22 protein-coding genes are annotated in these 23,107 nt (G+C 65.3%); 6 read left to right on the forward strand and 16 right to left on the reverse strand.

Annotation, left to right across the window (positions count from 1 at the left end; translation table 11 throughout):
- Positions 1–13 precede the first annotated feature (13 nt).
- The 9 genes from ACM0PY_RS10815 to ACM0PY_RS10855 all read right to left on the reverse strand — a co-directional run bounded on the left by ACM0PY_RS10815 (position 14) and on the right by ACM0PY_RS10855 (position 8,053).
- Positions 14–547 carry a lipocalin family protein gene (locus ACM0PY_RS10815; protein ID WP_134970214.1) on the reverse strand — a complete coding sequence of 178 codons (534 nt, stop codon included), beginning with the start codon at positions 545–547 and terminating at the stop codon, positions 14–16.
- 8 nt (positions 548–555) lie between these two features.
- Complete coding sequence (locus ACM0PY_RS10820) at positions 556–1,629, reverse strand: SAM-dependent methyltransferase (RefSeq protein WP_134955169.1); 1,074 nt, start codon at positions 1,627–1,629, stop codon at positions 556–558.
- A complete protein-coding gene (locus ACM0PY_RS10825) occupies positions 1,626–2,411 on the reverse strand; it encodes a DUF1295 domain-containing protein (RefSeq protein WP_134970215.1) in 786 nt (261 codons plus the stop codon). Before ACM0PY_RS10825 ends, ACM0PY_RS10820 begins: the two co-directional genes overlap by 4 nt.
- Positions 2,408–2,953, reverse strand: a complete 546-nt coding sequence (locus ACM0PY_RS10830; protein ID WP_180867940.1) for a DUF2878 domain-containing protein — start codon at positions 2,951–2,953, stop codon at positions 2,408–2,410. Before ACM0PY_RS10830 ends, ACM0PY_RS10825 begins: the two co-directional genes overlap by 4 nt.
- Position 2,954: 1 nt before the next feature.
- Positions 2,955–4,214 (reverse strand): SAM-dependent methyltransferase, encoded by a 1,260-nt coding sequence (locus ACM0PY_RS10835; RefSeq protein WP_180885766.1) that lies wholly within the window; start codon positions 4,212–4,214, stop codon positions 2,955–2,957.
- Positions 4,211–4,978, reverse strand: a complete 768-nt coding sequence (locus tag ACM0PY_RS10840; RefSeq protein WP_088497487.1) for a DUF1365 domain-containing protein — start codon at positions 4,976–4,978, stop codon at positions 4,211–4,213. Before ACM0PY_RS10840 ends, ACM0PY_RS10835 begins: the two co-directional genes overlap by 4 nt.
- Positions 4,975–6,252 carry an NAD(P)/FAD-dependent oxidoreductase gene (locus ACM0PY_RS10845; protein ID WP_180885768.1) on the reverse strand — a complete coding sequence of 426 codons (1,278 nt, stop codon included), beginning with the start codon at positions 6,250–6,252 and terminating at the stop codon, positions 4,975–4,977. The genes ACM0PY_RS10840 and ACM0PY_RS10845 overlap by 4 nt, the downstream gene beginning before the upstream one ends.
- Position 6,253: 1 nt before the next feature.
- Positions 6,254–7,204: an acyl-CoA desaturase gene (locus ACM0PY_RS10850; RefSeq protein ID WP_180885770.1), complete on the reverse strand. Its 951-nt coding sequence runs from the start codon at positions 7,202–7,204 to the stop codon at positions 6,254–6,256.
- Positions 7,205–7,285: 81 nt separating this feature from the next.
- Entirely contained in the window at positions 7,286–8,053 is a 768-nt protein-coding gene (locus ACM0PY_RS10855; RefSeq protein WP_031269076.1) for a hypothetical protein, read from the reverse strand.
- A gap of 131 nt (positions 8,054–8,184) precedes the next feature.
- Between ACM0PY_RS10855 and ACM0PY_RS10860 the strand changes: the two genes are divergently transcribed.
- Genes ACM0PY_RS10860 through ACM0PY_RS10870 form a run of 3 tightly spaced genes read left to right on the forward strand, consistent with a single transcriptional unit; the run spans position 8,185 to position 10,185 of the window.
- Positions 8,185–8,808, forward strand: a complete 624-nt coding sequence (locus tag ACM0PY_RS10860; protein WP_049414756.1) for a sigma-70 family RNA polymerase sigma factor — start codon at positions 8,185–8,187, stop codon at positions 8,806–8,808.
- Complete coding sequence (locus tag ACM0PY_RS10865; RefSeq protein ID WP_134968278.1) at positions 8,805–9,479, forward strand: ChrR family anti-sigma-E factor; 675 nt, start codon at positions 8,805–8,807, stop codon at positions 9,477–9,479. Before ACM0PY_RS10860 ends, ACM0PY_RS10865 begins: the two co-directional genes overlap by 4 nt.
- 13 nt (positions 9,480–9,492) lie before the next feature.
- Positions 9,493–10,185, forward strand: a complete 693-nt coding sequence (locus ACM0PY_RS10870; protein ID WP_180885772.1) for an NAD-dependent epimerase/dehydratase family protein — start codon at positions 9,493–9,495, stop codon at positions 10,183–10,185.
- 2 nt (positions 10,186–10,187) lie between these two features.
- On the opposite strand, the gene ACM0PY_RS10875 is transcribed toward ACM0PY_RS10870, so the two are convergent.
- From ACM0PY_RS10875 to ACM0PY_RS10890, 4 genes are all read right to left on the reverse strand, one after another.
- Positions 10,188–12,587 carry a response regulator gene (locus ACM0PY_RS10875; RefSeq protein WP_180885774.1) on the reverse strand — a complete coding sequence of 800 codons (2,400 nt, stop codon included), beginning with the start codon at positions 12,585–12,587 and terminating at the stop codon, positions 10,188–10,190.
- A complete protein-coding gene (locus tag ACM0PY_RS10880; protein WP_049414761.1) occupies positions 12,580–13,047 on the reverse strand; it encodes a response regulator in 468 nt (155 codons plus the stop codon). Before ACM0PY_RS10880 ends, ACM0PY_RS10875 begins: the two co-directional genes overlap by 8 nt.
- On the reverse strand, positions 13,044–15,284 hold the full coding sequence (locus ACM0PY_RS10885) for an ATP-binding protein (RefSeq protein WP_180885776.1): 2,241 nt from the start codon (positions 15,282–15,284) through the stop codon (positions 13,044–13,046). Before ACM0PY_RS10885 ends, ACM0PY_RS10880 begins: the two co-directional genes overlap by 4 nt.
- Before the next feature lie 115 nt (positions 15,285–15,399).
- A complete protein-coding gene (locus tag ACM0PY_RS10890; protein WP_180895463.1) occupies positions 15,400–15,972 on the reverse strand; it encodes a biliverdin-producing heme oxygenase in 573 nt (190 codons plus the stop codon).
- Positions 15,973–16,114: 142 nt separating this feature from the next.
- On the opposite strand from ACM0PY_RS10890, the gene ACM0PY_RS10895 reads away from it, so the two are divergent.
- A complete protein-coding gene (locus ACM0PY_RS10895) occupies positions 16,115–16,408 on the forward strand; it encodes a hypothetical protein (RefSeq protein WP_088497482.1) in 294 nt (97 codons plus the stop codon).
- Positions 16,409–16,424: 16 nt separating this feature from the next.
- On the opposite strand, the gene ACM0PY_RS10900 is transcribed toward ACM0PY_RS10895, so the two are convergent.
- Together ACM0PY_RS10900 and ACM0PY_RS10905 are read right to left on the reverse strand one after the other, a co-directional pair.
- A complete protein-coding gene (locus tag ACM0PY_RS10900; RefSeq protein ID WP_134970229.1) occupies positions 16,425–16,910 on the reverse strand; it encodes a TspO/MBR family protein in 486 nt (161 codons plus the stop codon).
- Positions 16,911–16,984: 74 nt separating this feature from the next.
- Positions 16,985–19,180 carry an AsmA family protein gene (locus tag ACM0PY_RS10905; RefSeq protein ID WP_134970231.1) on the reverse strand — a complete coding sequence of 732 codons (2,196 nt, stop codon included), beginning with the start codon at positions 19,178–19,180 and terminating at the stop codon, positions 16,985–16,987.
- A 133-nt stretch (positions 19,181–19,313) separates the two neighbouring features.
- Between ACM0PY_RS10905 and ACM0PY_RS10910 the strand changes: the two genes are divergently transcribed.
- A complete protein-coding gene (locus tag ACM0PY_RS10910) occupies positions 19,314–19,793 on the forward strand; it encodes a GNAT family N-acetyltransferase (protein WP_134970233.1) in 480 nt (159 codons plus the stop codon).
- Between the two features lie 520 nt (positions 19,794–20,313).
- On the opposite strand, the gene ACM0PY_RS10915 is transcribed toward ACM0PY_RS10910, so the two are convergent.
- Positions 20,314–22,590: an FdhF/YdeP family oxidoreductase gene (locus tag ACM0PY_RS10915; RefSeq protein WP_180885780.1), complete on the reverse strand. Its 2,277-nt coding sequence runs from the start codon at positions 22,588–22,590 to the stop codon at positions 20,314–20,316.
- Between the two features lie 391 nt (positions 22,591–22,981).
- Between ACM0PY_RS10915 and ACM0PY_RS10920 the strand changes: the two genes are divergently transcribed.
- On the forward strand, positions 22,982–23,107 hold a 126-nt coding region (locus ACM0PY_RS10920; protein WP_495493257.1), incomplete at its 3' end, for a Clp protease N-terminal domain-containing protein.

The following is a 23,107-nucleotide window of genomic DNA, read 5'->3' on the forward strand; positions in this document are numbered from 1 at the left end:
GCGGTAGCGCAATCTATCGCACCGACTGCGGCACGCGCCTGAGCCTGCCGGTGTCGTAGCCCATGGCCGCGATGCGCTGCACGGCGTGCTGGTAGTCGCTGTCCGATACGTGCGGGGTACGTGCCATGTACCAGACATAGTCGCGCTTGCTGCGTGCGACGATGGTCTGGCCATAGTCGTCGTCCAGCCAGGCAATCACATACTCGGCCTGGATCGGCCAGATGAACTGCATGCCCCAGATCGCGCCATTGCCGTTCTTCTCGACCCGTCCAACCGGGTGCATGGACTTCTGCGGGGCGTCGAAACTGCCCTTGCGATAGGTGAAGGTCGTCTGGATGCGCCCGTCCGGCCGCAGTGCATAGCTCTCCACCGCGTCGAAGGCCTCGCGCTCCGGCCATGAGGGTATGTGGGCGATCACATACCAGTCGCCCATGAAGCGCGGCACGTCCACCGAGGGCGGGCGGGGCAGGGGACGGGTATCGCCGGAGCTGCAGCCGGAACCGAACAGGCTCAAGGCCAGCAGGGGAAGCAGGGAGCGCATGCGCATGTCACACCTCAACGGGGACGGAACAGATAGTGGGCAACCAGCCACTGCTGGCCATCGTCGTAGCCGAACAGCTCGGCGCAGGCCATCCAGAACATGCGCCAGCGCTGCCACCAGATCTTCGCCGCCGCTTGGCCGTAGGTTGCGACCAGTACCGGCATCACCGCCTCGCGGGCCGCATCCTGGTTGGCCAGCCAATGGTCGGCGGTGCGCTGGTAGTGGGTGCCGTCCAGCAGCCAGCGCTGATCGAGTCGCAGGTCGCGCTGGAAATGCAGCAGCGTGTCGGCGGCCGGCATCAGGCCGCCGGTGAAGAAGTGGCGCCCCATCCAGTTGTCGCCGCCCTCGGTCTCGAACGGGTACATCAGCGTGCGATGGGCGAAGATGTGCACGAACAGCGCACCGTCGGGCTTCAGCCACTGCGCGATGTGCGCCAGCAGTCGCTGGTAGTTGCGCACATGTTCGAACATTTCCACCGAGACACAGCGATCGAAGCGTGCCGTGGGCAGCTCAAGCTGGTTGACGTCGCAGGTCAGCACCTCGACGTTGTGCAGGCCCCTTGCCTGGCACTGCGCCATGATGTGCTGGCGTTGGCTGTGCGAGTTGGACACCGCAGTGATGTTGGCCTGCCGATAGCGTTCGGCCATCCACAGGGTCAGCGAACCCCAGCCACAGCCCAGTTCGAGAATCTGCTGGCCGTCGGCAAGTCCGGCGCGCTGGCCATACAGTTCCAGCATCGCTTCCTCAGCCTGGTCCAGCGTTTCGCGCCCGGTGGGGTAGTAGCAGCTGCTGTACTTCAGCCGCTTGCCCAGGCAGGCCTGGAAGAATGCCGCGGGAACTTCGTAGTGCTGGCGGTTGGCCGCGTCGGTATGCAATGCGAGCGGACTGTCGGTCAGTTCTGCGATGCGACGGCTGAAGCGTGCGGACTGTGCCTCGATACCTCCCGCCGATTCCTCGTGCAGGCGTTGCGCGCACAGGCGCCGGATGCCGGCACGCAGCGCCGCATCGGGAACCAGCCCGCGTTCGGCCCAGGCGATCAGCCCGGTTTCCGCATCTTCGGCCGGATTCAGTGACGGGATCGCGCTCATGCGGAATGCTCCTTGGAAGAACGGGGGAACCAGGGAAAGAACATCGGCGTGCTGCGCTGGTAGGCACGGTAGTCGTCGCCGCGGCTGCGCAACGCCTGCTTCTCGGTGAAGGGGATACCGCTGAGATAGCGCAGGAACAGATACATCAGCAGCGGCCCGGCCCACGCCAGCCACCACAGGGGGGAACCGACGGCGAGCAGCACATAGGTGAACCAGTGCAGCCACTCGAAGAAGTAGTTGGGGTGGCGTGAATAACGCCAGAGCCCCTCGCGGCAAGTGCGGCCCTTGTTCGCCGGGTCGGCGCGGAAACGTGCGAGCTGGCGGTCGGCCAGGCTCTCGCCGCCGACACTCAACAGCCAGGCCAGTGCTGCGGCGACTGTCCACGGTGTCAGGCCGGCATGGGAATTGGCTGCCACCGCAACGAAGGGCAGAGCGAACAGCACGACCAGCAGCGCCTGCGCCATGAAGAAGCCAAAGATCTTGCCCTGGTGGCTCTGCCAGTGTTCGCGCAGATAACGGTAGCGCCCGTCTTCGGGTTCACTGCGGACCCGGCGCCACAGGTGCAGCGCCAACCGGCTGCCCCACAGGCCGCCGAGCAGGCCCAACGCAACCCGAGGCAACATCGCGCCATCGCCGAGCAGCGCCAGCAGCAGGGCCGAGGCACCCACGCACTTGGCCCAGAGCACGTCGACAACGCCGATGTTCTGGTGGCGGCGCTGCCAGGCCCAGCCCCAGCTCATCACCAGCACGGCATACAGCAGTACCCACAGCAGATTGATCATGACGATGCTCCGGCCAGGGAGGGCGGGGTGGTGCGAGAGCCGCGACGAGCGGTGACGCACAACAGCGAGAGCGCGATGCTCCAGCCCGCACCCAACACCAGCAGGCCCTGCCACGTGGGTGTGGCGAAACGGACCGCATCGAAACCGCGCGCTGCGGAGAGATAGGCCAGCGGTGCCAACAGCAGGCCGAACAGAGCCGGCAAGGCCGGGTGGCGCAGCAGGAAGCGCATCGAGGTGGTCAGCGTCATCGCGAACGCGGCCCACAGCGCCATGATCCAGGGGGGCGGCACCCAGCCCAGCGGGGCGGCGGCGTAGCGCACGGTGCCGCTGGCGGCAGCGCTGGCATCGACCAGCCATGCGCAGGCCAGTGCCAACACCATCAACCGAAGGTCCAGCCGCGGTTGCGGCGACGTCAGCAGCTGGCTGCCGATGTAGAGAGAGGCTGCCAGCAACGCCGGCCACTGCCAACCGCGCCCGGCGCCGGCTACGGCGCACAGCCAGACCAGCTGGTTGCCAAGCAGATTGGGCCAGAACCTGCGCATCTCAGCTGCCTTGGCCCGATGAGGCGCCCGGGCGATGCCCCGGGCGCGCCATCAGCAGATGGGAGACCCCGATCGAGCGCTCCAGGAAGCCGCCCTCGCAGTAGGCCAGGTAGAACTCCCACAGGCGGCAGAAGCGCGTATCGAAGCCCTGCGCCTGCACGTCGGGCAACCGGGCGAGGAAGCGCTGGCGCCAGGCGCGCAGGGTCAGCGCGTAGGAGTGACCGAAGTCCTGCTGGGCGATCAGCTGCAGGTCGCTGGACCGCGTTTTGGCGGCCATGATCGCGTTGATCGACGGAATGAAGCTGCCGGGGAACACATAGCGCTTGATGTAGTCTACGCTGCGCCGGGCCTGCTCGTAGCGATGGTCCTCGATGGTGATGGCCTGCAGCAGGGCAACGCCATCAGGCTTGAGCAGGCGCTGCAGCGTGGCCATGTAGGTGTCCAGGTATTCTGCGCCGATGGCTTCGATCATCTCGATCGACACCAGCTTGTCGAACTGGCCCTGCAGGTCGCGGTAGTCCTGCATCAGCAGCGTGACCTGGTCCTGCAGGCCGGCCGCCTGCACGCGCTGGGCAGCCAGCGCGTGCTGCTCGGCGGAGATGGTGGTGGTGGTGACGTGGCAGCCGTAGTGCTGCGCCGCGTGCAGCGCAAAACCACCCCAGCCGGTGCCGATCTCCACCACGCGATCGCCCGGCTTGAGCTGGAGCTGCTGGCAGATGCGGTCCAGCTTGCGCCGGGAGGCGGATTCCAGCGACTCGTCTTCTGTGTCGAACAGGGCTGAGGAATACATCAGGTCCGGCGACAGGAACAGGGCAAAGAAGTCGTTGCCAAGGTCGTAGTGCGCGGCAATGTTGCGGCGGCTGCCTTCACGGCTGTTGCGGCGCAGGCGGTTCCAGCCGCGCAGCAGCCAGCCACCCACGCGGGCCGGGCCGCGCTCCATGCCGTCGAGCAGGTCGCGATTGCGTACCAGCAGCCGGATCAGCGCCACCAGGTCATCGCAGTGCCATTCCCCCTGTATGTAGCTTTCACCTGCGCCCACGCTGCCTTGCGCTGCAACCTTGCGGTAGAACGCCGGGTCATCGATGGTGACGGTCACATGCAGCTCGCCATGGGCATCGCCCAGCCAGACTTCGCCGAGTGCATCACGCACGCACAGGCGGCCGTCGCGCATGGGGGCAAGCTGTTGCAGCAGGCGGCGGCGCAGGAAGGCATCCAAGGCGCCGGGACGTGGCAGGGCGACCAGGGGAGTCATCAAGTTCATCGCGGTTTCTCGGCAAGGGCAGGGTGGTCGTGCACGGGGTTGCGTTTCAGCCACAGCCGCAGCGCGTGCCAGTGGATGGCGGCCATCACCTGCAGGGTCATCAAGGGATAGCAGGCCAGGACCCGGGCCAGCCCGCGGCCGTCCAGGGCGTGTCGCTGCATGGCCTGGGTGGCATCAAACTGGCGAACGCCTTGGCGCCAGACCTGCATGTGCACGCGCAGATCATCATCTGGGCGGTTGAACCGCCAGTCGTAGTGGCAATCCATCGGCATGAAGGGCGAGACATGGAAGCGCTTGTCGAACCGCCAGCGCAGCGAGGCGCCTTCGTGGGTGGCCGTGGCGACTGGCAGCACATAGGCGTGCCGTTCCTTCCAGGGCGTATTGGTGATCTCGGCGACGATGCAGTCCAGGGTGCTGCCATCGGACTGGTAGCAGTAGTAGAAGCTGACCGGGTTGAATACGTGCCCGCCGAAGCGAAGATGGGTGAGCAGGCGTACCGGGCCGGCAGGCCGATAGCCCAGGGTAGCCGCAGCATGATCGCGCACCGCATCGGCCAGCGGTTGTGCGGGATTGCCGAAGTAATCGCTGCGACGGAACTCGGCCAGGTTGCGGCGATTGACCGACCACAGCCAGCGCCCCGCGAACACGGTCTCCAGCTCGTCCAGATCGAGCAGCAGCTGCGCGATCGGATAGCGGAACGCGTGGGGCTGCGGATGATGCCGTCGGTGCATCACCTGCCCGAAGTAGAGTGCGCTGGCACTCACGCTGCCACCTCGCCGGGCGCAACGCTGTCACGGTGCGCAGTGCACTCGCGCATCGCGTCCACCACGCGGCGGGCGCTGCGGATGCCGTCTTCGTGGAAGCCCCAGCCCCAGTATGCGCCCGCGAACCAGGTGTGGCGGCGGCCCTGCAGCTCTGCCCAGCGCTGCTGGGCGCGGATAGCGGCATGATCGTGCACCGGGTGGGCATAGTGCAGCCTGCGCAGCACCTTGGCCGGATCGATCGCCTCGCTGCGGTTGAGGGTTACGACCAGCGGGGTGTCACCGGGCAGGCCCTGCAGGAGGTTCATGCAATAGCTGACCGTACAGGGCGCGCCTGGATCCCTGGGAACGTGTGCATTCCATGCAGCCCATGCTTTGCGGTTGCGCGGCAGCAACGATGCATCGGTATGCAGTACTGCTTCGTTGGGCTGGTAGCGGATGGCGCCGAGCACGTCGCGTTCGACCTGATCGGCGTCACGCAGCAGGGCAAGCGCCTGGTCGCTGTGGCACGCCAGGATGACCTCGTCGAACCCCTCCACGCCGGCCGCGCTGTGCACGCGCGCGCCCCAGGGCATGCGTTCGACCGAGTGAACCGGGCATTCCAGCCGCTCACGCACCCGCCAGCGGGCGCGAAGGGCATCGACATAGCGTGCCGAGCCACCGCTGACCACCCGCCAGGGTGCGCGCCCGGTCATCTGCAGCATCTGGTGGTTGGCCATGAACTGGGCCAGGTAGCGGGCCGGGAACTGCATGACCGTGGCGGTCGGTGACGACCACAGTGCCGAAGCCATCGGCAGCAGGTGCTCGTCGATGAAAGCGGTGCCGTAGCGCTGGCCGCGCAGGTACTGGCCCAGTGTCGGGCCTTCGTCTTCCGCCAGCAGCAGCGGCGCATCCCGGTAGAACCGGCGCAGGTCGGCCAGCATTCCCCAGAAGCGTGGCGAAACCAGGTTGCGACGTTGGCAGAACAAGCCATCCAGCGAAGTGGCGTTGTACTCGACGCCACTGCGCTCGCTGTGCATGGAGAAGCTCATGGTGGTCGGCTGCGAGGCCACACCCAGTTCTTCGAACAGTGCCGTCAGCAGTGGGTAGTGCAGGGGATTGAAGACGATGAAACCGGTATCCACCGCCATGCGCGTGCTGTCCACCTGCACGTCATGGGTGTGGGTATGTCCGCCCAGGTAATCGTTGGCCTCGAACAGCGTCACTTCGTGTTCGCCGTCCAGCCACCAGGCACTGGCCAGGCCGGCAATGCCGGAGCCGATGATCGCGATGCGCATGTCAGTACCTCGCCTTGGCCAGTACCCACTCGGGGATGGGCTTGAGCCCCCTCACCAGGCCCATGGCCGCCATTGCGCGCAGCCCGTACCAGGTCAGGTCGATCTCCCACCAGCGGAACCCTTGGCGGACGGTCCCAGGGAAGAAATGGTGGTTGTTGTGCCAGCCTTCACCGAAGGTAAGCAGCGCCAGCCAGAGGTTGTTGCGGCTGTCGTCACGGGTCTCGAAGCGCCGCCGGCCAAAACGATGGGCCAGCGAGTTGATGGTAACGGTGGCGTGGAACAACACCACGGTGGAAATGAAGAAGCCCCACACCAGCAACTGCGGGCCAGAGGTGTGCAGTCCGGGCGCCCAGCGCTCCAGGCCGGCGCCGAGTGCGTACAGCACGGCAGCCAGCAGTACCGGCACCGCCGTATCAAAGCGGTCCAGCCAGCGCAGTTCGGGGAAGCGCGCCAGGTCAGGCACGCGCGATAGATCCGTGGCGAATGCCTCGCGGGTGAGGAACCAGCCCATGTGGCTGCGCCAGAAGCCGCCTTCGCGCGGCGAGTGCGGGTCCAGCGGTTGGTCGGCATGCCGATGGTGATGGCGATGGTGGGCCGCCCACCACAGCGGCCCACGTTGCACGCTGGACGCGCCGATCACCGCGAACACGAATTGCACCGTTCGCGATGCCTGGAACGTCCGGTGCGAGAAGTAGCGGTGGTAAAAGGCGGTGATCGCAAACATGCGCACTGCGTAGAGGGCTGCGGCGACGATCACTGCCGTCCACGAGATACCTACCCAGATCACCGCGATGCAGGCCAGGTGCATCAACGCGAACGGTACGGCGCGCAGCCAGTCGATGCGTCCGGGCTCGCCAGCGGCGTGGTCCGCAGCGGTGCCGGTGTCGACCCAGCGCTTCAGGGTGCGCAGCAGGCGCCAGCGCCGGCGGGGGAGGGGCGCTACAGAGGCCATGGCGGATCTCGGCGGGTGTCGTGTCTTCCTCTACGCAGCAGTGCGCGCAATGGATGCGGCCGACTGTGGAAAATTCCGGCTTCACTTGGGCATCACGCTGCAGCGTTCGACCAGCGGTTGCGCCCAGGCCTGTTGCCATTCGCTGGCGGGCCGCTCGGCCACCGGCGAGCTGAAGCGCACCGTGACCTGTGGGTAGGTGCCGCGGGTATCGCGCAGGTTGCTGGTTCCGCGGAATTCCAGCAGGCGGCGGTCGGCGCTGGCATAGACCAGCGACAGGCGCGGCGCGATGCCGCCGTACCACGTGTCCAGACTGACCTCGATGGCCTGGGCGTCGATGCCCTGCCAGCGAACAGGGCCGGTACGCCGCACCTGCACCGGGAAGAAGCGCTGCCGCCCCGGCACCAGGAAGGGCAGGCTGATGCGTTCACCTCGCAGCAGCGCTGGCCAATGCTGGCGCACCGCGGCGTCGAAGCCCGTGTCGATCACCGCATCCGGTGCCAATTCAAGCCGACGCTGACGCAGCTCACTGGCGGCATCTTCTTTCCAGGCGATCGACACCGACTCGCCACTCGCGTCGACTTCAGCGGTTTGCCCACTACGGCTGTCCTGCAGCGAATAGCCCCGGGCCTGCGGGCGGGCGCTGGCCGGCAGATGCTTGCGGGCGAAGGGGCGGCCATCCGGGCACTGATAGAGCACCCAGCGCTCGGCACCCTCCGATGGGCCGCGCCGCCAGTGCACTTCACGATAGAGCAGATCGCCCTGCGCCGAGGTGGCCACGCCCTCGTTGCGCAGCCAGGGCGCCGCCAGCGCGGCATGGGGCAGGCACAGCAGCAGCCAGGCAGTGCGCATGGTGTTCATCCGGTAGGGAGGCTCAGGTCATACGGCGGGCGCGGATGCTTGGATGCACAGTGCCTGCTGCATCCAATGGCCGCCCCTGCGCGTAGAGAGAACAGACCTTCACCTGCCCGCCGCTCACGCAGATGTACCCTGACGCTGCCAGCACCCTCCTCAACTTCGATACCGCACGCACCGTGTCCAGTTCCCAGCAGCCCAGCAGCGAGCCGACGAACTGGGCCGATGACATGGACAGTGTGGCGCGGCTGCGCGACCGCGACTGTTTCATGCGGATCTATGACTACTTCATGCCGCGGCTGTGCGTGTATCTGCGTGGCCTGGGGGCACCCGACGCCGTGGCCGAGGAAATGGCGCAGGAGTGCCTGCTGCGCCTGTGGTTGCGGGCGGCCGAGTATGATGCGGCCCAAGGCGCGCTGAGTACCTGGCTGTACCGGATCGCGCGCAACCTGCATATCGACCGCATCCGTCGAGAGCGCAGCTGGATGCAGGTGCAGGCAGCGGTGGAAGACGCCGCGGCCGTGGACATGATCGAGCGCAGCAGCGCCGAGCAGTTCGCCGACCAGGCGCGCCTTCGCCAGCGCATCAACGAGCTGCCCGCCGTGCAGGCGAGGCTGGTGCGGATGTCCTATTTCGAGGCGAAGAGCCACAGCGAGATTGCCCAGGCGCTGGGCATGCCGCTTGGAACGGTAAAGTCACACCTGCGACGTGCGTTCCTGCAACTGCAGGCCAAAGTGGGAGGTGCGCTGTGAATCCGCATCACCACCTGCACGAATCCACGCTGATGAGCTATGCCGCCGGCGCGCTGCCGGCGCCGTTGAGCATCGTGGCCGGTGCCCACCTTGAGCAGTGCCCCCACTGCCGCCAGCGCCTGCGCGATGCCGAGGCGATCGGCTCGGTGCTGCTGGAGCAGACCCAACCGCCCGCGGCCGACGCGCGTCGCGAGCAGTTGCGCGAGGCCATGCTGATGCAGCTGGCCTCGGACGCGCCGAGCGCCATCACCGGAACCAGGCGCCCGGTGCCGAGGGAGCGGCCCGAGGCCGATCCGGACCATCTGCCCGCCTCGTTGCATCCTTACTTCGGCGCTTCGCTCAGTGCCCTGCGCTGGCGCTGGATGGCGCCCGGCGTGCACTGCATCAGGGCTGAGCAGATGCCCTCGCTGATCATGCTGAAGATTGCCCCGGGCAAGTGCCTGCCGATGCACAGCCATGGCCGCAGCGAACTGACCCAGATCCTTCGAGGCTCTTACAACGACGCGCTGGGGCTGTTCGCGCCGGGCGACGTGGCGGACCTGGACGAGGAGGTGGAGCATCAACCGGTAACTGCACCCGGTGTTCCCTGCATCTGCGTGTCAGCGCTGGACGCGCCGTTGGTGTTCAGTGGCTGGTTGGCGCGGAAGATCCAGCGTTTCGTGAAACTCTAGCGTGGGTGCGACCATGACCGGGAAAGGTGCGTTGAGGATTCTGTTGACCGGTGCTGCGGGCCTGGTGGGCCAGGGTGTTGCGCTGGCCTGCCAGCGCTCGCCGCAGGTGGCCCACCTGACTGCCCTGGTCCGCAGGCCGGGCAGCCTGAACGGGCCTGGCAGCGAACTGATCGTCCCCGATTTTCTGCATATGCAAGGCCGGCATGAGCAACTGGCCGGCTTCGACGCATGCTTCTACTGTGCCGGTGCGCCACCGGTCGGCACGGCAGAGGCCGAGTATCGACGCGTGACCCTGGACATCACGCTGGCGGTCGCACGCGCCTGGGCGGCGGCGAATCCCGAGGGGCGCTTTCTGTATGTATCCGGTGCGGGTGCGGATCCGCAGAGCCGGGTAATGCCGCTGAGGGTCAAGGGCGAGACCGAAGTGGCATTGCGGGCCCTGCCGGTGCGCACGGTGATGCTGCGCCCAGGAGGCGTTCGTCCGGTCCCGGGTACCGGCACCCGTCATGCACTGCTGAAGCCGCTGTACTGGGGCGGTGCGCCATTGATGAAACTGGTCGGCGCGGTTGCGCCTTCGCTGGTGACGAGCAATCTGGCACTGGGCCAGGCGATGATTGCCTTGGCCGCCAGGGAGCATCCGCCGGGCACGGTGGAATGCGCGGACATCAACCGGATCGCGGCCGACGGGCGCGATCCGGCGTCCTGATCTCAGTGTGGCACCGTCTCCAGCGCGGTGCGCACCGCAGTCGCCAGGTCACTGCGGGTAAACGGCTTCGGCAGCAGTGCAACGGCCCGTCCCTGGCTACCCACCTGGTCGTGGTCGCGCGGATAGCCCGACGTGAACAGGACGGCGACTTCCGGCCAGCGTTCACGGACTTCACGCACCAGCTCCCAGCCCGACATGCCGGGCATCACCACGTCAGAGAACAGCAGGTCCACTTTGGTATCAGGGCGTTCCAGCAGCCGCAGTGCGGAGGGGCCGTCGTGGGCTTCCAACACCCGGTAGCCCAGCAGCCGCAGTGCATCCACCGTGTGGGCGCGGACATCGTCGTTGTCCTCGGTCACCAGGATGGTCTCCTCGCGCGGCGAGTAGCCCGCCAGGCCGGTCTGCGGGGTGCGCGCTTCGGAGGGCAGGGCCAGCGGTGAGCGCGGGAACATCATGGTGATACTGGTGCCGCCGCCTTCCACCGAATCGATCAGCACGTGGCCGCCTGACTGCTTGACGAACCCGTGCACCATCGACAGGCCCAGGCCGGTGCCACGGCCAACCTGCTTGGTAGTGAAGAAGGGTTCGAAGACCCGGGCAAGCGTCGCCGCATCCATGCCGTGGCCGTTGTCACGCACCCGCAGCATCACGTACTCGCCCGGCGTCGCGTCCGGGAACAGCGCAGCGTAGTCGTGGTCGAGGTGGCTGTTGTCGACCTCGATCACCAGCCGGCCGCCGTGCGGCATCGCATCGCGGGCATTCACCGCCAGGTTCAGTACGGAGGCCTCCAGCTGGCTGACGTCGATCTCGACACACCAGATGTCCTCGGCGCTGCGGATCTCCAGCTGCACCAGCTCACCCAGCGCACGCTGCAGCATGTCGTGCATGTCCAGCAGGCGCTCGTTGAGGTTGGCGGCCTGGCTGCGCAGCGGCTGGCGGCGGGCAAATGCCAGCAGACGCTGGGTCAGGCTGGCGGCACGGCCGACACCCTTCAGTGCATTGTCCAGCGCACGGCTCACCATCGCTCCGGGTTCGCCCGCGCCCTCGCTGAGCAGCATGGCGTGCTCGACGTTGCCGGATATGACCGTCAGGATGTTGTTGAAATCATGTGCGATGCCGCCGGTGAGCTGGCCGACCGCCTCGATTTTCTGCGACTGGCGCAGGGCATGCTCAGCCTGCACGCGCGCGGTGGTTTCCACGGCCTCGGAGACCACAGCGGTGACCACGCCCTCCGTATCGAGTAGTGGACGGAACGAGAAATCAAAGCTGCGCCGCCCGGTCGGGAGTTCCAGTTCCAGCGCATGCAGTGAACTGCGGCCCTGTACCGCTGCGGCCACAGCCCGATCGATCAGCGCTGCGATGCCCTCGGTGGTGCCGAACCAGACCGATTCGGCGAAGCGTTGGCCAACGACGTCCTTCTTGTCTGCCAGCACCGCGGCCAGTGACGCGTCGTTGGCATCGACCACGCGTCCGGACAGATCCAGCAGCACCTGGTGCTGGAAACTGGATTCGAAGATCGCCTGCAGGCGCCGTTTGCTGGCGCGCAACTCGGCCGTGCGTGCCTGTACCTGCTGCTCGAGCAGCTGGTTGTCTTCGCGCAGGGCCAGCTCGGCCTGTTTCAGCAGCGAGACGTCGCTGCCCAGGCAGATATACCCGGCCACGCTGCCATCGGCGGCATGCTCAGGCACGCAGTCCATCTGCACGAATCGTGATTCGCCGCTGCGATGGATCAGTTCGGCCTGGAAGCGGGTGCGCTCGCCCTGTAGTACCCGTTCCAGGCTGGGCAGGGCGTGCTCGAAGGCGGAAATGCCGCTGACATCCCGAGCCGACCGACCCAGCAGTTCTGCAAGGCTGAATCCATGCCAGTCCAGGAACGCCTTGTTGGCAAACCGGTAGCGATGGTCCTTGTCCAACTGGGCGATCAGCGCCGGGACGGCATCGGTGACCTTCTGCAGCTGGGCCTGGCTTTCGTTCAGCGCGGCCTGCGCATTGGCCAGCTGGGTACGCTCGTGCGCCTCCTGGCGGGCGCGTCGGATCGCATCGGGCAAGCGTTGCAGGCGTTGCTTCACCACGTAGTCGCGGGCACCGCGCGTGAGTGCCTGTACCGCCAGTTCCTCGGTCAGGGTGCCGGAAACAAAGATGAAAGGCGTCTGCGGCACGCGCTCGCGCGCCAGGGCAAGTGCTGCGTCACCATCGAAGCCTGGCAGGACATGATCGGCGAGGATCACGTCGAACGGGCGGTTTTCGACGGCCTCGATGAACGCGTTGCGGGTCCACAGGCGCTCGGCCTCGAAATCGAGGCCGGCACGCTGCAGCTGGGCGCTGATCAGCTCCGCATCAAGCGCGCTGTCCTCCAGCATGAGGATGCGCAGGCGCTCGCTGCGGCGCGATCCATCACGCATTGCGCTGCCCCGAGCCGTTGGGCCGATGCGGTGGCGGCTGGTTGGTGATGCCCCAGAACATGCCCAGGCCCTGGATGGCGTCGAAGAATTCCTTGAAGTCGACCGGCTTGACCACGAATGCGTTGACGCCCAGTTCGTAACTGCGTACCAGGTCCTGCTCTTCGCGCGAGGAGGTCAGCATCACCACCGGCGTGCTGCTCAGATTCGCATCGCCACGTACCTGTTCCAGTACTTCAAGGCCATTGACCTTGGGCAGCTTGAGGTCCAGCAGCACCACCACCGGACCGCCGTGCATGGCGCCGGCAAACTTGCCTTCGCAGCGCAGATAGTCCAGCGCTTCGGCGCCGTCGCGTACATGGATGACATCGTTGAGCAGCTGGCAGCGCGCAAGCGCGGCCATCGTCAGTTCTGCATCCTTGGGGCTGTCCTCCACCAGGAGGATCGGCCGCAGGTCCCTCATGGGTGTTCTCCTGTGGAGCGGGGTAGGGTGAAGTGAATGGTGGCGCCCTTGCCGGGCTCGCCCTCGGCCCAGGTACGGCCGCCATGGCGGCCGATGATGCGGCGTACGTTGGCCAGGCCGATGCCGGTGCCTTCGAATTCTTCCACATGGTGCAGGCGCTGGAACACACCGAACAGCTTTTCGACGTAACGCATGTCGAAGCCGCAGCCGTTGTCGCGCACGAAGAAGTGATCTTCGTCGTCGCTGCGGTCGTGCCCAATCTCGATCACTGCATGTTCGCGCTCGCGGGTGAACTTGATCGCGTTGGCCAGCAGGTTCTGCCAGACCAGGCGAAGCATCGTCGGGTCGGCTTCCACCTCCGGCAGCGGCGCGAGCGTCCACTGCACGTCGCGGCCGTCGTAATCCAGCGCCAGGCTCCGGCGCACGTCCTCGGCCAGCGCAGCCATGTCCAGACGCACCCGCCCAAGCGTGGAGCGTCCCATCTGCGAGAAGCTGAGCAGGTCGTCCACCAGTGTGCCGGCGGACTTTGCTGAATCGACGATCGTATCCAGGAAGCGGCGCTCGGTCTCGTTGAGGCGGTCGCCCGCCGAGCTGCCAAGCAGCTCCGAATAGCCCACGATGTGGCGGAAGGGGGCGCGCAGGTCGTGGCTGACCGAATAGGAAAAGGCCTCCAGCTCCTTGTTGCTGCGCAGGAGCTGCTCGTTCAGCTCCGCCATCTCCTCGGCCTTGCGCAGCACGATATCGACGATGGCTGTGCGCATCTCGTGCGCCGCATCGCAATCAGCATCATTCCACGGCAGGCTGCGCTGCCGCACGGTCTCTTTCCAGGCATCGAAGGAGCTCCGCGGCGACAGTGCCACGCCGGGCGCTGCGGTCTTGCGGGGGTCTCCCCCCCAGCGCACGGTTCGCACCACCTCCGGCCGGAACCACATCAGGTAGCTATCGTGCAGCTGCGAAATGGACACTGCCAGCAGGCCGCTGGCTACATCGGCCAAGTGTGCGGCAGGCGACCAGTGGGCGGCAAGGTGGTCGGTGCAGTAGGTTTCCTGCCCGGCCTGCCGGGTAGCCAGCCAATCGGCCAGGGCCAGCACGTCGCTGGCCGATGGGCACTCACCCACGCGCATGCAGTCGCCCTTGTGCACGATGGCCGCACCGGTCGCGCCGGTCAGCGACAGCAGGCTGGCCTCGTCGTGGCGCAGTGCAGCCATGAAGTCCTCATCACCGGCCATGCGTGCCAAGAGCTTGACCAGCACCGAACGCCGGGACACGCGCTCTTCGATCGCCCGCGCCCGCTCCTTCAACGCGATCTGCAGCGACAGGATCTGGCCCATGAGCTCGCAGGCGGTACGCACGTGGTAGGGCAGGCGGCGTGGCTGCACGGTGTGGCAGGACACCAGGCCCCATAACCGCCCCTCATGTACCAGTGACACCGACATCGACGCCCCGGTCCCCATGTTGCGCATGTACTGAAGATGCACGGGGGACACGCTGCGCAGCACGGCCAGGCTCAGGTCGGTCGGTGGCGCCTCGCGGTGGTCTTCGGCCCGCATCAGCGGGGTAGGGGTATAGTTGTTGTCCGCGATCAGGCGCACCCGGTTCCGGCGGTACAGTTCGCGGGCCTGTGCGGGAATGTCCGACTCGGGAAAGCGCAGGTCCAGGTAGGACGGCAACAGACCATTGCCATCTTCGGCCACCACGATGCCATTCCAGCCAGCATCGAATTGATAGACCAGGGTGCGGTCAAAGCCGGTGAGCCGCCGCATGTGCGCGGCCGCAAGCCCGCACAGGTCTTCCACCGTCGCCGCCGATTCAATGCCGGTCATCAGCTCGCGGATGGCTGGATACAGCTCTTCCAGCGAGCCGGGCTGGCCGGGAACCGGTGCTTCCAGCTCGACCAGAAGATCCGTGGCGGAGCGGTGCACCAGCAGCTGATGGCGGCCGTGCCCATCCAGGTGCACCGCACCGACATGCGCGCTGCTGCCCACCGTCGCCTGTTGCAACACGCCCTGGAACGGTGCCAGCACGCCGCCCAGCACTTCACTGACGTGCTGTATCAACGGTTCGCCGAACTGTTTCAGCAGCCCGGGGTGGCTGATGGCGCGCTCGCGTACCTGCAGGGACTGCGGTTCAACGACCAGAAGCACACCGTAGGGCTGGATCGCGCCAGGGGTGTGGATCGGTTCGCGCGCGCAACGGGACAGGGCAGTGTCGTGCGCGGATTCGGCAGGAGGCGTCAAGGGCGGGACTCATGATTCGTGGATGGCTGGAACGGCCCAGCACTGCATCCGGTGTGCATGGATGGTGAAGCAAAAGCGTGCCGCCGCATACCACCACGTGAATGTGAAGGGCCTTTCATTCAAACCTGAATTCTTCATCTACGCAGCGACGGATGTACTGGAAGGCGTCTGTCGCGCCCCTGCATGCCTGTGCGCGCTCCTGGCCACTTAAAACGAGCGCATCCAGCTCCTCCCGCTCGCGTCTCCAGTATTCGGCCACACCGAGGTTGGAAGGGCGCAGGTGGCGCGCTCCGTATCCGGCATGAAGCTGCAACGCAGCGGCCATCTTCAACAGCACGGCCGCCCCCAGCGTCGAGCCCTCCGCCACGTAGCGCCAGCCCAGAACAGTCGCTTTCGAGAACACATGCGGCTGCGGTTGCCAGGCATGGGGTGCCGGCATGCAAGCGCCGAGGTCGCGAAGATCCTCCTCGATCAGCGGCAAGCGGGTCGCGCCCGGATCCTGCATCCGGTACAGCGGCGCAACAGCGCTATGGAAGTGCCATTGCACGCGCAGGAAGCAGAGGTAACGCTGGCGCGACGCGAAGATGTGTTGGTGCAACAGGTGCTGGTCGAGGCGATCGTGGGCCGCTCGGGTGTGCGCTTTCAGGGCGGCGCTGAGGGCAATGGGGTGATCGGGTTGTGCTGGCAATGTGGATGTAGGCACCGGCGCGCACCCTAGCAGATTTCGATGCAGAGACCGGTGCAGGTTTCGCGGCCAGCACATCTGCGCTGCACGCCAGCTAGACAGCGGCTGCCCTACGGTGACTGCAATTCCAACAGATGCCACGCCCGTGAACCTGCAGACCGCACCCGCGCCCCAGTACCGTATGCTCCCTGACAGCTGCCAATTTGAATTGCTGGATGTGGATGCACTGCAGGATCCAGCCAGTGGCCGGCTGCTGCACCTGTACTCGCTGGTAGCGCGTTGCCTTTCCTGCGAGACGATCTTCAAGGCAGAAGAAGGGCAGGGCCTGGTCAGCCATACTGCAGCGCGAGTGGTGCGGTGCCCCACTGGTTGCGGCCAGCAGGCGTTCAAGCCGGCCCTGCTGCGGACCTGGTGCCCACAGGCCGTGGCCCAGGCGTGATCGCTGGATCCGCGTGTCACAGCAGCCCTGGGTTGGCCCGCCAGACGGCGAAGTTGAGCGCCGAGGCGAACAGGATCCAGGCGAGGTAGGGAAGCAGCAGCGCCGCCGCGATCGGGCGGATACGCGCAAACGCGACGATCGTCGCGCACACCAACACGATCAATACAAGAATGTCGGCGAAGGCAAGCGCGCCCAGCTTCCAGCCGAAGAACAGCCAGCTCCATAGCGCGTTGACGGCCAGCTGCACCAGATAGAGCAGCAGCGCGGGCCGTGCCCCGCGCCAGCCACGTTCGCGCCAGACCAGCCACGCGGCAACCGCCATCATGGCGTAGAGCAGCGTCCACACCGGACCAAAGACGCTGGCCGGTGGTGCCCATGCGGGGAGGGCAAGGCTGGCGTAGAAGCTTGCCGCGGACGTGGACGCCCACGCCCCCAGGGTTGCCGCAACGAAGGTGATCGCCACCCATCCCAGAAGTCCGGAAACCTGTGAACTCCGCTTCATACCGTGCAGCTCCTTGATACGTATGCGGCCTGTCTACGCACAGCGGCAGCGAATGGATGCAGGCTGTCGGCTCTTCAATCTGAAGAGCCGACGGCACCGGCTCCCTGGCTCGCTGGCAACAGGGAAGGTCGCTGGTCAAACCACTCGCGTGCCCCGGCCAGGTGCCATTGGCGCTGGTCACCGTCCAGCTCGATGCCCGCACCCAGCAGCCCCCACCGCAGATAGAGATCACCGCGCTTGCGCTGGTCGAGCAGATCCAGCCGCGCGCGTACCGAAAGCCGATCGTTCTCGGCCTGCAGTCCATCAATGATCAGATGGCCCGGGCGCCAGCGCAGCGTCGCCCGGGCCTGCACCTGGCCGGAATCCAGCAGCGACAGGGTCCAGCGCGGGTAGTCGGTACGCTCTGCGAACAGTGCAAGCAACGGCCGGGCATCGCTGAGATCCAGATCTGTGGTGGCATCGACCTGGAAGGGCGACTGCGCGTCGATGCGGCCACGCTTGAAGGCCACGCGACCTTTCCATGCGCTTGCCCGCTCTGCGCCCGCCACCTGCACATTGCGAAGTTCGACGGTGGTGCCGGACAGATCGAAATGACGCTGATTGAAGTCACCGCGGCGCAGCGTTGCCTTCACGTCGACGTCGCCGCCCATGTCCAGCCCTGCCACCTTGGCGCTGGCATTGCGCCCCAGCAGCCGGGCAGTGCCGTGGCCGACGCGTCCATCGGTGTCGAGCGTGGCATCGCCGCTCAGGCTGCCGGTGCCACGGAGCAGTCGCACCTGCGGCGAGCCGAGGAAACGGTTGTAGGCGGCCAGGTCGGGAATGGTTGCTTGGCTGAAGCGCAGGTGCGCGCGGACACCCTTGCGCAGCTCCTGCAGGCGACCATCACCGGTCAGGTCCAGGGCCAGGTCACGGCCGTCGAACAGGCGCACGTCCTTGGCATCGGTTGGCCGAGCAGTGAATCGTGGCAGCCGGACAGCCAGCTGTGCCTGGCTGGGGCTGCCGGCCTTCAGTTCGCCATGGGCGCTGGCCGTGCCGGCCAGGCGTACGCCGGCGACTTCGGCCACGGCTTCGGCGGCCGGAATGTCCACGGTGCTGCCTTCTATCAGTTCGCCGTTGCGCACGCGCAGGTCCGCCTTCAGCGTGCCGCCGCCGTCCAGCTGCAGCCACGGCTTGCGGACGAACAGGGCAGGGATCCAGTTGAGCGAAGTGAACGTCCATTCGCCGCGCACGGTACCGGAGCTGCGTTCCAGCAGCTGGGCGGGCTGCTGGAAGGGAATGTTCCGGCCACTGATGTGCAGATCGGCATCCACTTCGCTGCCTGAGCCTGGCTTTGGCGGCAGGCGGGCCTGCAGGCGCAGGTCGTTGGACACATTGAGCTGCAGGGCCAACACGCCGCGATCGGGGGCGCCGTCACCCAGGTAGAGCGGCACCTGCCAGATGGCGCGGTCGCCGGGCTGCAGCTGGCCGTCGATCAGGTGCAGCGCCAGCTGCAGGCGTCCGGGCACGGGCGCGCTGGAGATCTTCGGCGTTGTGGCATCCGTGTCCATGCGCAGGCCCTGGCTGCGGGCGTCGACCTCGAGCTGGGCATGCAGCAACTTCAACTTGGCCAGACCGGGTGCCTGGTCCCGATAGTGGCGCGGATAGCTGAAGCGCGCGGTGAGATCCATGTCGCCCAACAGCTGCACGCCGTCAAAACTGGTGTCCGCATCGCTGAACGCCACCTCGGATTCGAAGAGCTCCGACGGCCCGCCGCGCAGCTGCTTGAGGAAGCCCACCGTACCCCGGCCCTTGCCAATGATCAGCAACTTGCCAAAGCGTGCGCTGCGGATGCTGTCGCTGTGGATGGCATCGAAACGGAGCGTCCAGCCGCGGTCGCTGCGCGGCGGTGGCGGGATGGCTCCTTCGACGCGGCTGATTTCGGCGGAAACCCCCGTCGCCTGCAAGCGCGGAACCCGTACCTCGCGCTGGAACAGGGGCAGCACCGCCAACCGGGCGCTGGCGCGCTCGGCATGCAGCACGTAGACCGTGTGGTTCACGTGGCCGCGCATGTGCACGTTCCAGGCGATGACATGGCCGGGCAGCAGCGTGATGGCCGGGCCGGTGGTCATCACGAACTTGTGCGGCTTGCGGTTGGTGACCTGATCGAACAGCGGGGTATTGAGGAAGATGTTGCCGGCCAGCAGGTACAGCAGGTAGATGCCCAGCAGGACGTACGCCGGAACGCGCCACCGTCGAAGCCGGTGCGGGATGTGCACGGAAACAGGAGACATCTACTGCTCTGAGGGCCGGAATTTCCACAACTATTGCGGAGCCGATGGCGGTGGCGCGTGAAGCAGCCATGGGGCAGGGGCTGGATTCTGGTAGTGTCCGGCCTGGTCATCACCACAGATCTGCAGGAGACGCATGGAGATCCGGCCCGCCCGTGCAGGCGATTTCGACGCGATGTGGGGTATGTTCAAGACGGCCATTGCGGCGCAGGATGCGCTGCCTTTTGCCTCCTCTTTTGAGGTCGAAACCTTTCGCGCGCATTGGTTCCTGTCGCAGACACCTTATGTGGCCGTTCTGCAGGGCCGAGTGGTGGGCATGTACAAGATGGGCCCGAACTTCCCTGATCTGGGGGCGCATGTGGCCAGCGCCACGTATGTGGTGGATGCGCCGGCACAAGGGCAAGGCGTGGGCCGGGCGCTGGTGGAGCACAGCCTCAAGCGGGCGAGTGCGGAAGGATTCCTGGCCATGCAGTTCAATTACGTGGTCAGTACCAATGGCCCGGCGGTGGCGCTGTACCGGAAGCTGGGGTTCGAGGTGGTGGGAACGCTACCGAAGGCGTTCCGGCATGGGACGCTGGGTCTGGTGGATGTCTACGTGATGCACCGGTTTCTGTAGAGGGCTTCAGGGACGGGCTGGCGAGCTGCTGCCCTTTCCTTGCTTGTCCGGGTTTTGGCGGCCTGCGCCACGAAGCCGAGTGGCGCGCCGCGCCAAGTGGCGCCCTCCGGGCACACTGCACTCAGCTCCATGGCTATCGGAGGATGGATCTACCTGCGCGCCGATCTCTTCCTTCCGGGCGCTCGATCAACGACGGGCAAGCGAGCAGTCAACCGTTGCGGCGCCATAACATGCTAGCGATCGAAGACTACGTACTCCCACTCAGACGGATATCGTCTTCAGAGCACGGCGAGGAGGGCGATCGGCGTGCTGCAGCTGAAGCGAGCCGTCGTGCGTGCAGTAGTCCTATCGGCACCCTGTCACAGGGGGGGAGGCAAGACTCGCTGCTGTCGACCCTGGGTAGGCGTCATCCTATGCCGGGAACCACGCAGCTGAGGCGTGCAACGAAGACGGCCCATACTTCTACTCTTGGCCGAATCCGGAGCACACCATCGGATGCCTGGGTGAGGGGTAGCTCCCTCTACGCCAAAGTGATATGAACCGGCACAGACTTGTAAGAGGGGGTGCCGCTTACCGGATCAATGTAGTTCAAAGGAATGAGGCAATTTCCCTCGGGATAGTACGTCGCCACGGAGCCGCGGGAGATCTTGTAACTGATGGCAATGACGTTCTCCAGGACCCGGCCTTGCTCGTTGTCGAGCGCAGTGGTTATGCGAATCTGATCGCCTTGCTGGATGCCGCGCTCGCTCATGTCTTCTTCATTCATAAAAACAACGTCGCGCCTGCCAAACACGCCACGGTAGCGGTCATCGAGGCTGTAGATCGTGGTGTTGTATTGGTCATGGCTCCGCAGGGTGGCGAGCTTTAGAACTGCAGAGTCAATTGGTGTCGGATCTTCAGCCAACCCTTGGAATCGGATGAACTCTGCCTTTCCCGAGGCGGTTGGCCACACCCGCTCAGTGGGAGGGAGAGGAAGGCGGAATCCACCAGGGATGCGAATTCTGGCGTTGTAGTCCGAGAATTCGGGGAAGACCGCTTCAATTGCGTCGCGTATCACGTCGTAGTCTGCGACCATGTCCGACCAGCGCACCGTGCTGGACGGCAGGGTCGCGCTGGCAATCCCTGCAACGATTGCGGGTTCCGATCGCAATAGATCGGAGGCGGGTTTCAGCTTTCCGCGTGATGCGTGCACCATCGACATGGAGTCTTCGACCGTCACGGCTTGGGGGCCCGTCGCCTGCAGATCCTGCTCGGTTCTGCCCAGGCACGGCAGGATGAATGTGTTCTTTCCGACCAGTAAATGGCTTCGATTCAATTTGGTCGCAATATGCACGGACAGCTCCAACCCTCGCATGCCTGCAAAGCAAGCGTCTGAGTCCGGCAGGGCAACCGCCAGGTTGCCACCGAGGCATATGAGCGCCCGTGAGCGGCCGTCAATGATGGCCTGCATGGCAGCAACTGCGTCGTGACCGTGGTGGCTTGGGGCACGGAAACCGAATCGCTTCTCGATCCTGTCGATCATGTCTGCGCTGGGCTTTTCGGTGATCCCGACGCTGCGATCCCCTTGGACGTTTGAATGCCCCCTCAATGGGCATATGCCCGCGCCAGGCTTCCCAAAATTCCCCCTCAACAGAAGGAGATTCGCAATCTGCTGGACATTCTCGGTTCCCGTGCTGTGCTGGGTCACACCCATCCCATAGGTAACGATGGTTGCATTGGATTTGGCGTAGGCTGCCGCGACCTTGCGCAAGTCGTCTTCGGATAGGCCGGACTGGGTCACGATATCGCCCCACACAGTAGAGCGCAGATCGTCAGCAAAGGCTTCAAAGCCGTGCGTGTGCCCACGTATGAACTCGCGATCGAGGACGTTGGCGGCCTCCCCGTGGATGGCATCCATCTCAAGGAGGGCCTTCATGATGCCCTTCAGCGCCGCGGCATCACCTCCGACACGTGGCTGCAAATAGGTTGAAGCGATCTCGGTTGCACCGAAGGTCGCCATCTCCAATGCGTCCTGCGGATCGGCAAAGCGCTCAAGTGCTCGCTCGCGCAATGGATTGAATACGATGATGGGTGCGCCACGCCTGGATACTTCGTGCAGGGTACCCATCATGCGGGGATGGTTCGTGCCGGGATTGTGTCCCATGGCGATGATCAGTTCGCAGGAATCAAAATCGTCCAACGAAACGGTTCCTTTCCCGATCCCAATCGACTGAGGGAGCCCGACGCTGGTCGCCTCATGGCACATATTGGAGCAGTCCGGAAAATTGTTGGTCCCATACTCACGGGCAAAGATCTGGTACAGGAACGCCGCTTCATTGGAGGCGCGTCCAGATGTGTAGAACTCAACCATGTTCGGGTCTGCTTGTGACCGCAGTATCTCGCCGATTCGACTGAGTGCCTGGTCCCAATCAACTGCCTCAAAGATGTCCTTTTCCGGGTTGTAGACCATGGGATTGGTTAGGCGGCCCTGATCTTCCAGTTGATAGTCCGTCCATTCCAACAGTGATGTAACAGTGTTGGCGGCGAAGAATTCCGGGGTCACCCGCTTCTTCGTGGCCTCCCAAGTCACGGCCTTTGCACCGTTCTCGCAGAACTGGAAGGTCGATGTGTGCTTACGATCTGGCCATGCACACCCTGGGCAATCAAAGCCTTCTGGCTTGTTTGTCCGGAACAGCGTGATGGCTGCCTCAGGTGCCACCATCTGTTCACTGATTGCCTTTGCAGTTGCACGCAGTGCCCCCCAACCACCAGCCGGCGCGTCGTACTTACGGATGCCGGGAATGTCCTTCTCTGCCATAGCACCACCTCATGTGTCAGTACATCGATAGATGGGATATCGATAGATGGGATAGCGAACGAGAACCCCAGAAGAGCGGGAGGGTCCCGGATCGCTTGGCGCGGGGTACTTCAGGAGCCATCTGGCCCCTCCGTAGCAGGAGACTGGGCGCCACAATGTTGTTTCCATGTGATGATCCTGGATCGGACAGATTGTCCGTATGCACAGACATTTTGGCCGTTGTTTGAGCGTTGGTCGTCGGGCTACGCTGTTCGCGAATTCGATGCGGTTCTGGTGGACAGCCACCATTGGGAAGCCTTGAACAGCCCTTGAAGTTCCCTGATGGGCTGTCGGATATCCCATAGGCGCTACCCTCCTTGCACCTTCATTTGTCAACGATCGGGGTCGTCGAATGCGGATGGACAAGCTCACCTCGCGTTTCCAGCAGGCGCTGGCAGACGCACAGTCGCTGGCCGTGGGCCGCGACAACAGCATCATCGAACCGGTCCACCTGTTCAGCGCGCTGCTGGACCAGCAG

It is taken from the genome of Stenotrophomonas sp. BR163 (assembly GCF_047520985.2).
GTDB lineage: Bacteria > Pseudomonadota > Gammaproteobacteria > Xanthomonadales > Xanthomonadaceae > Stenotrophomonas > Stenotrophomonas sepilia.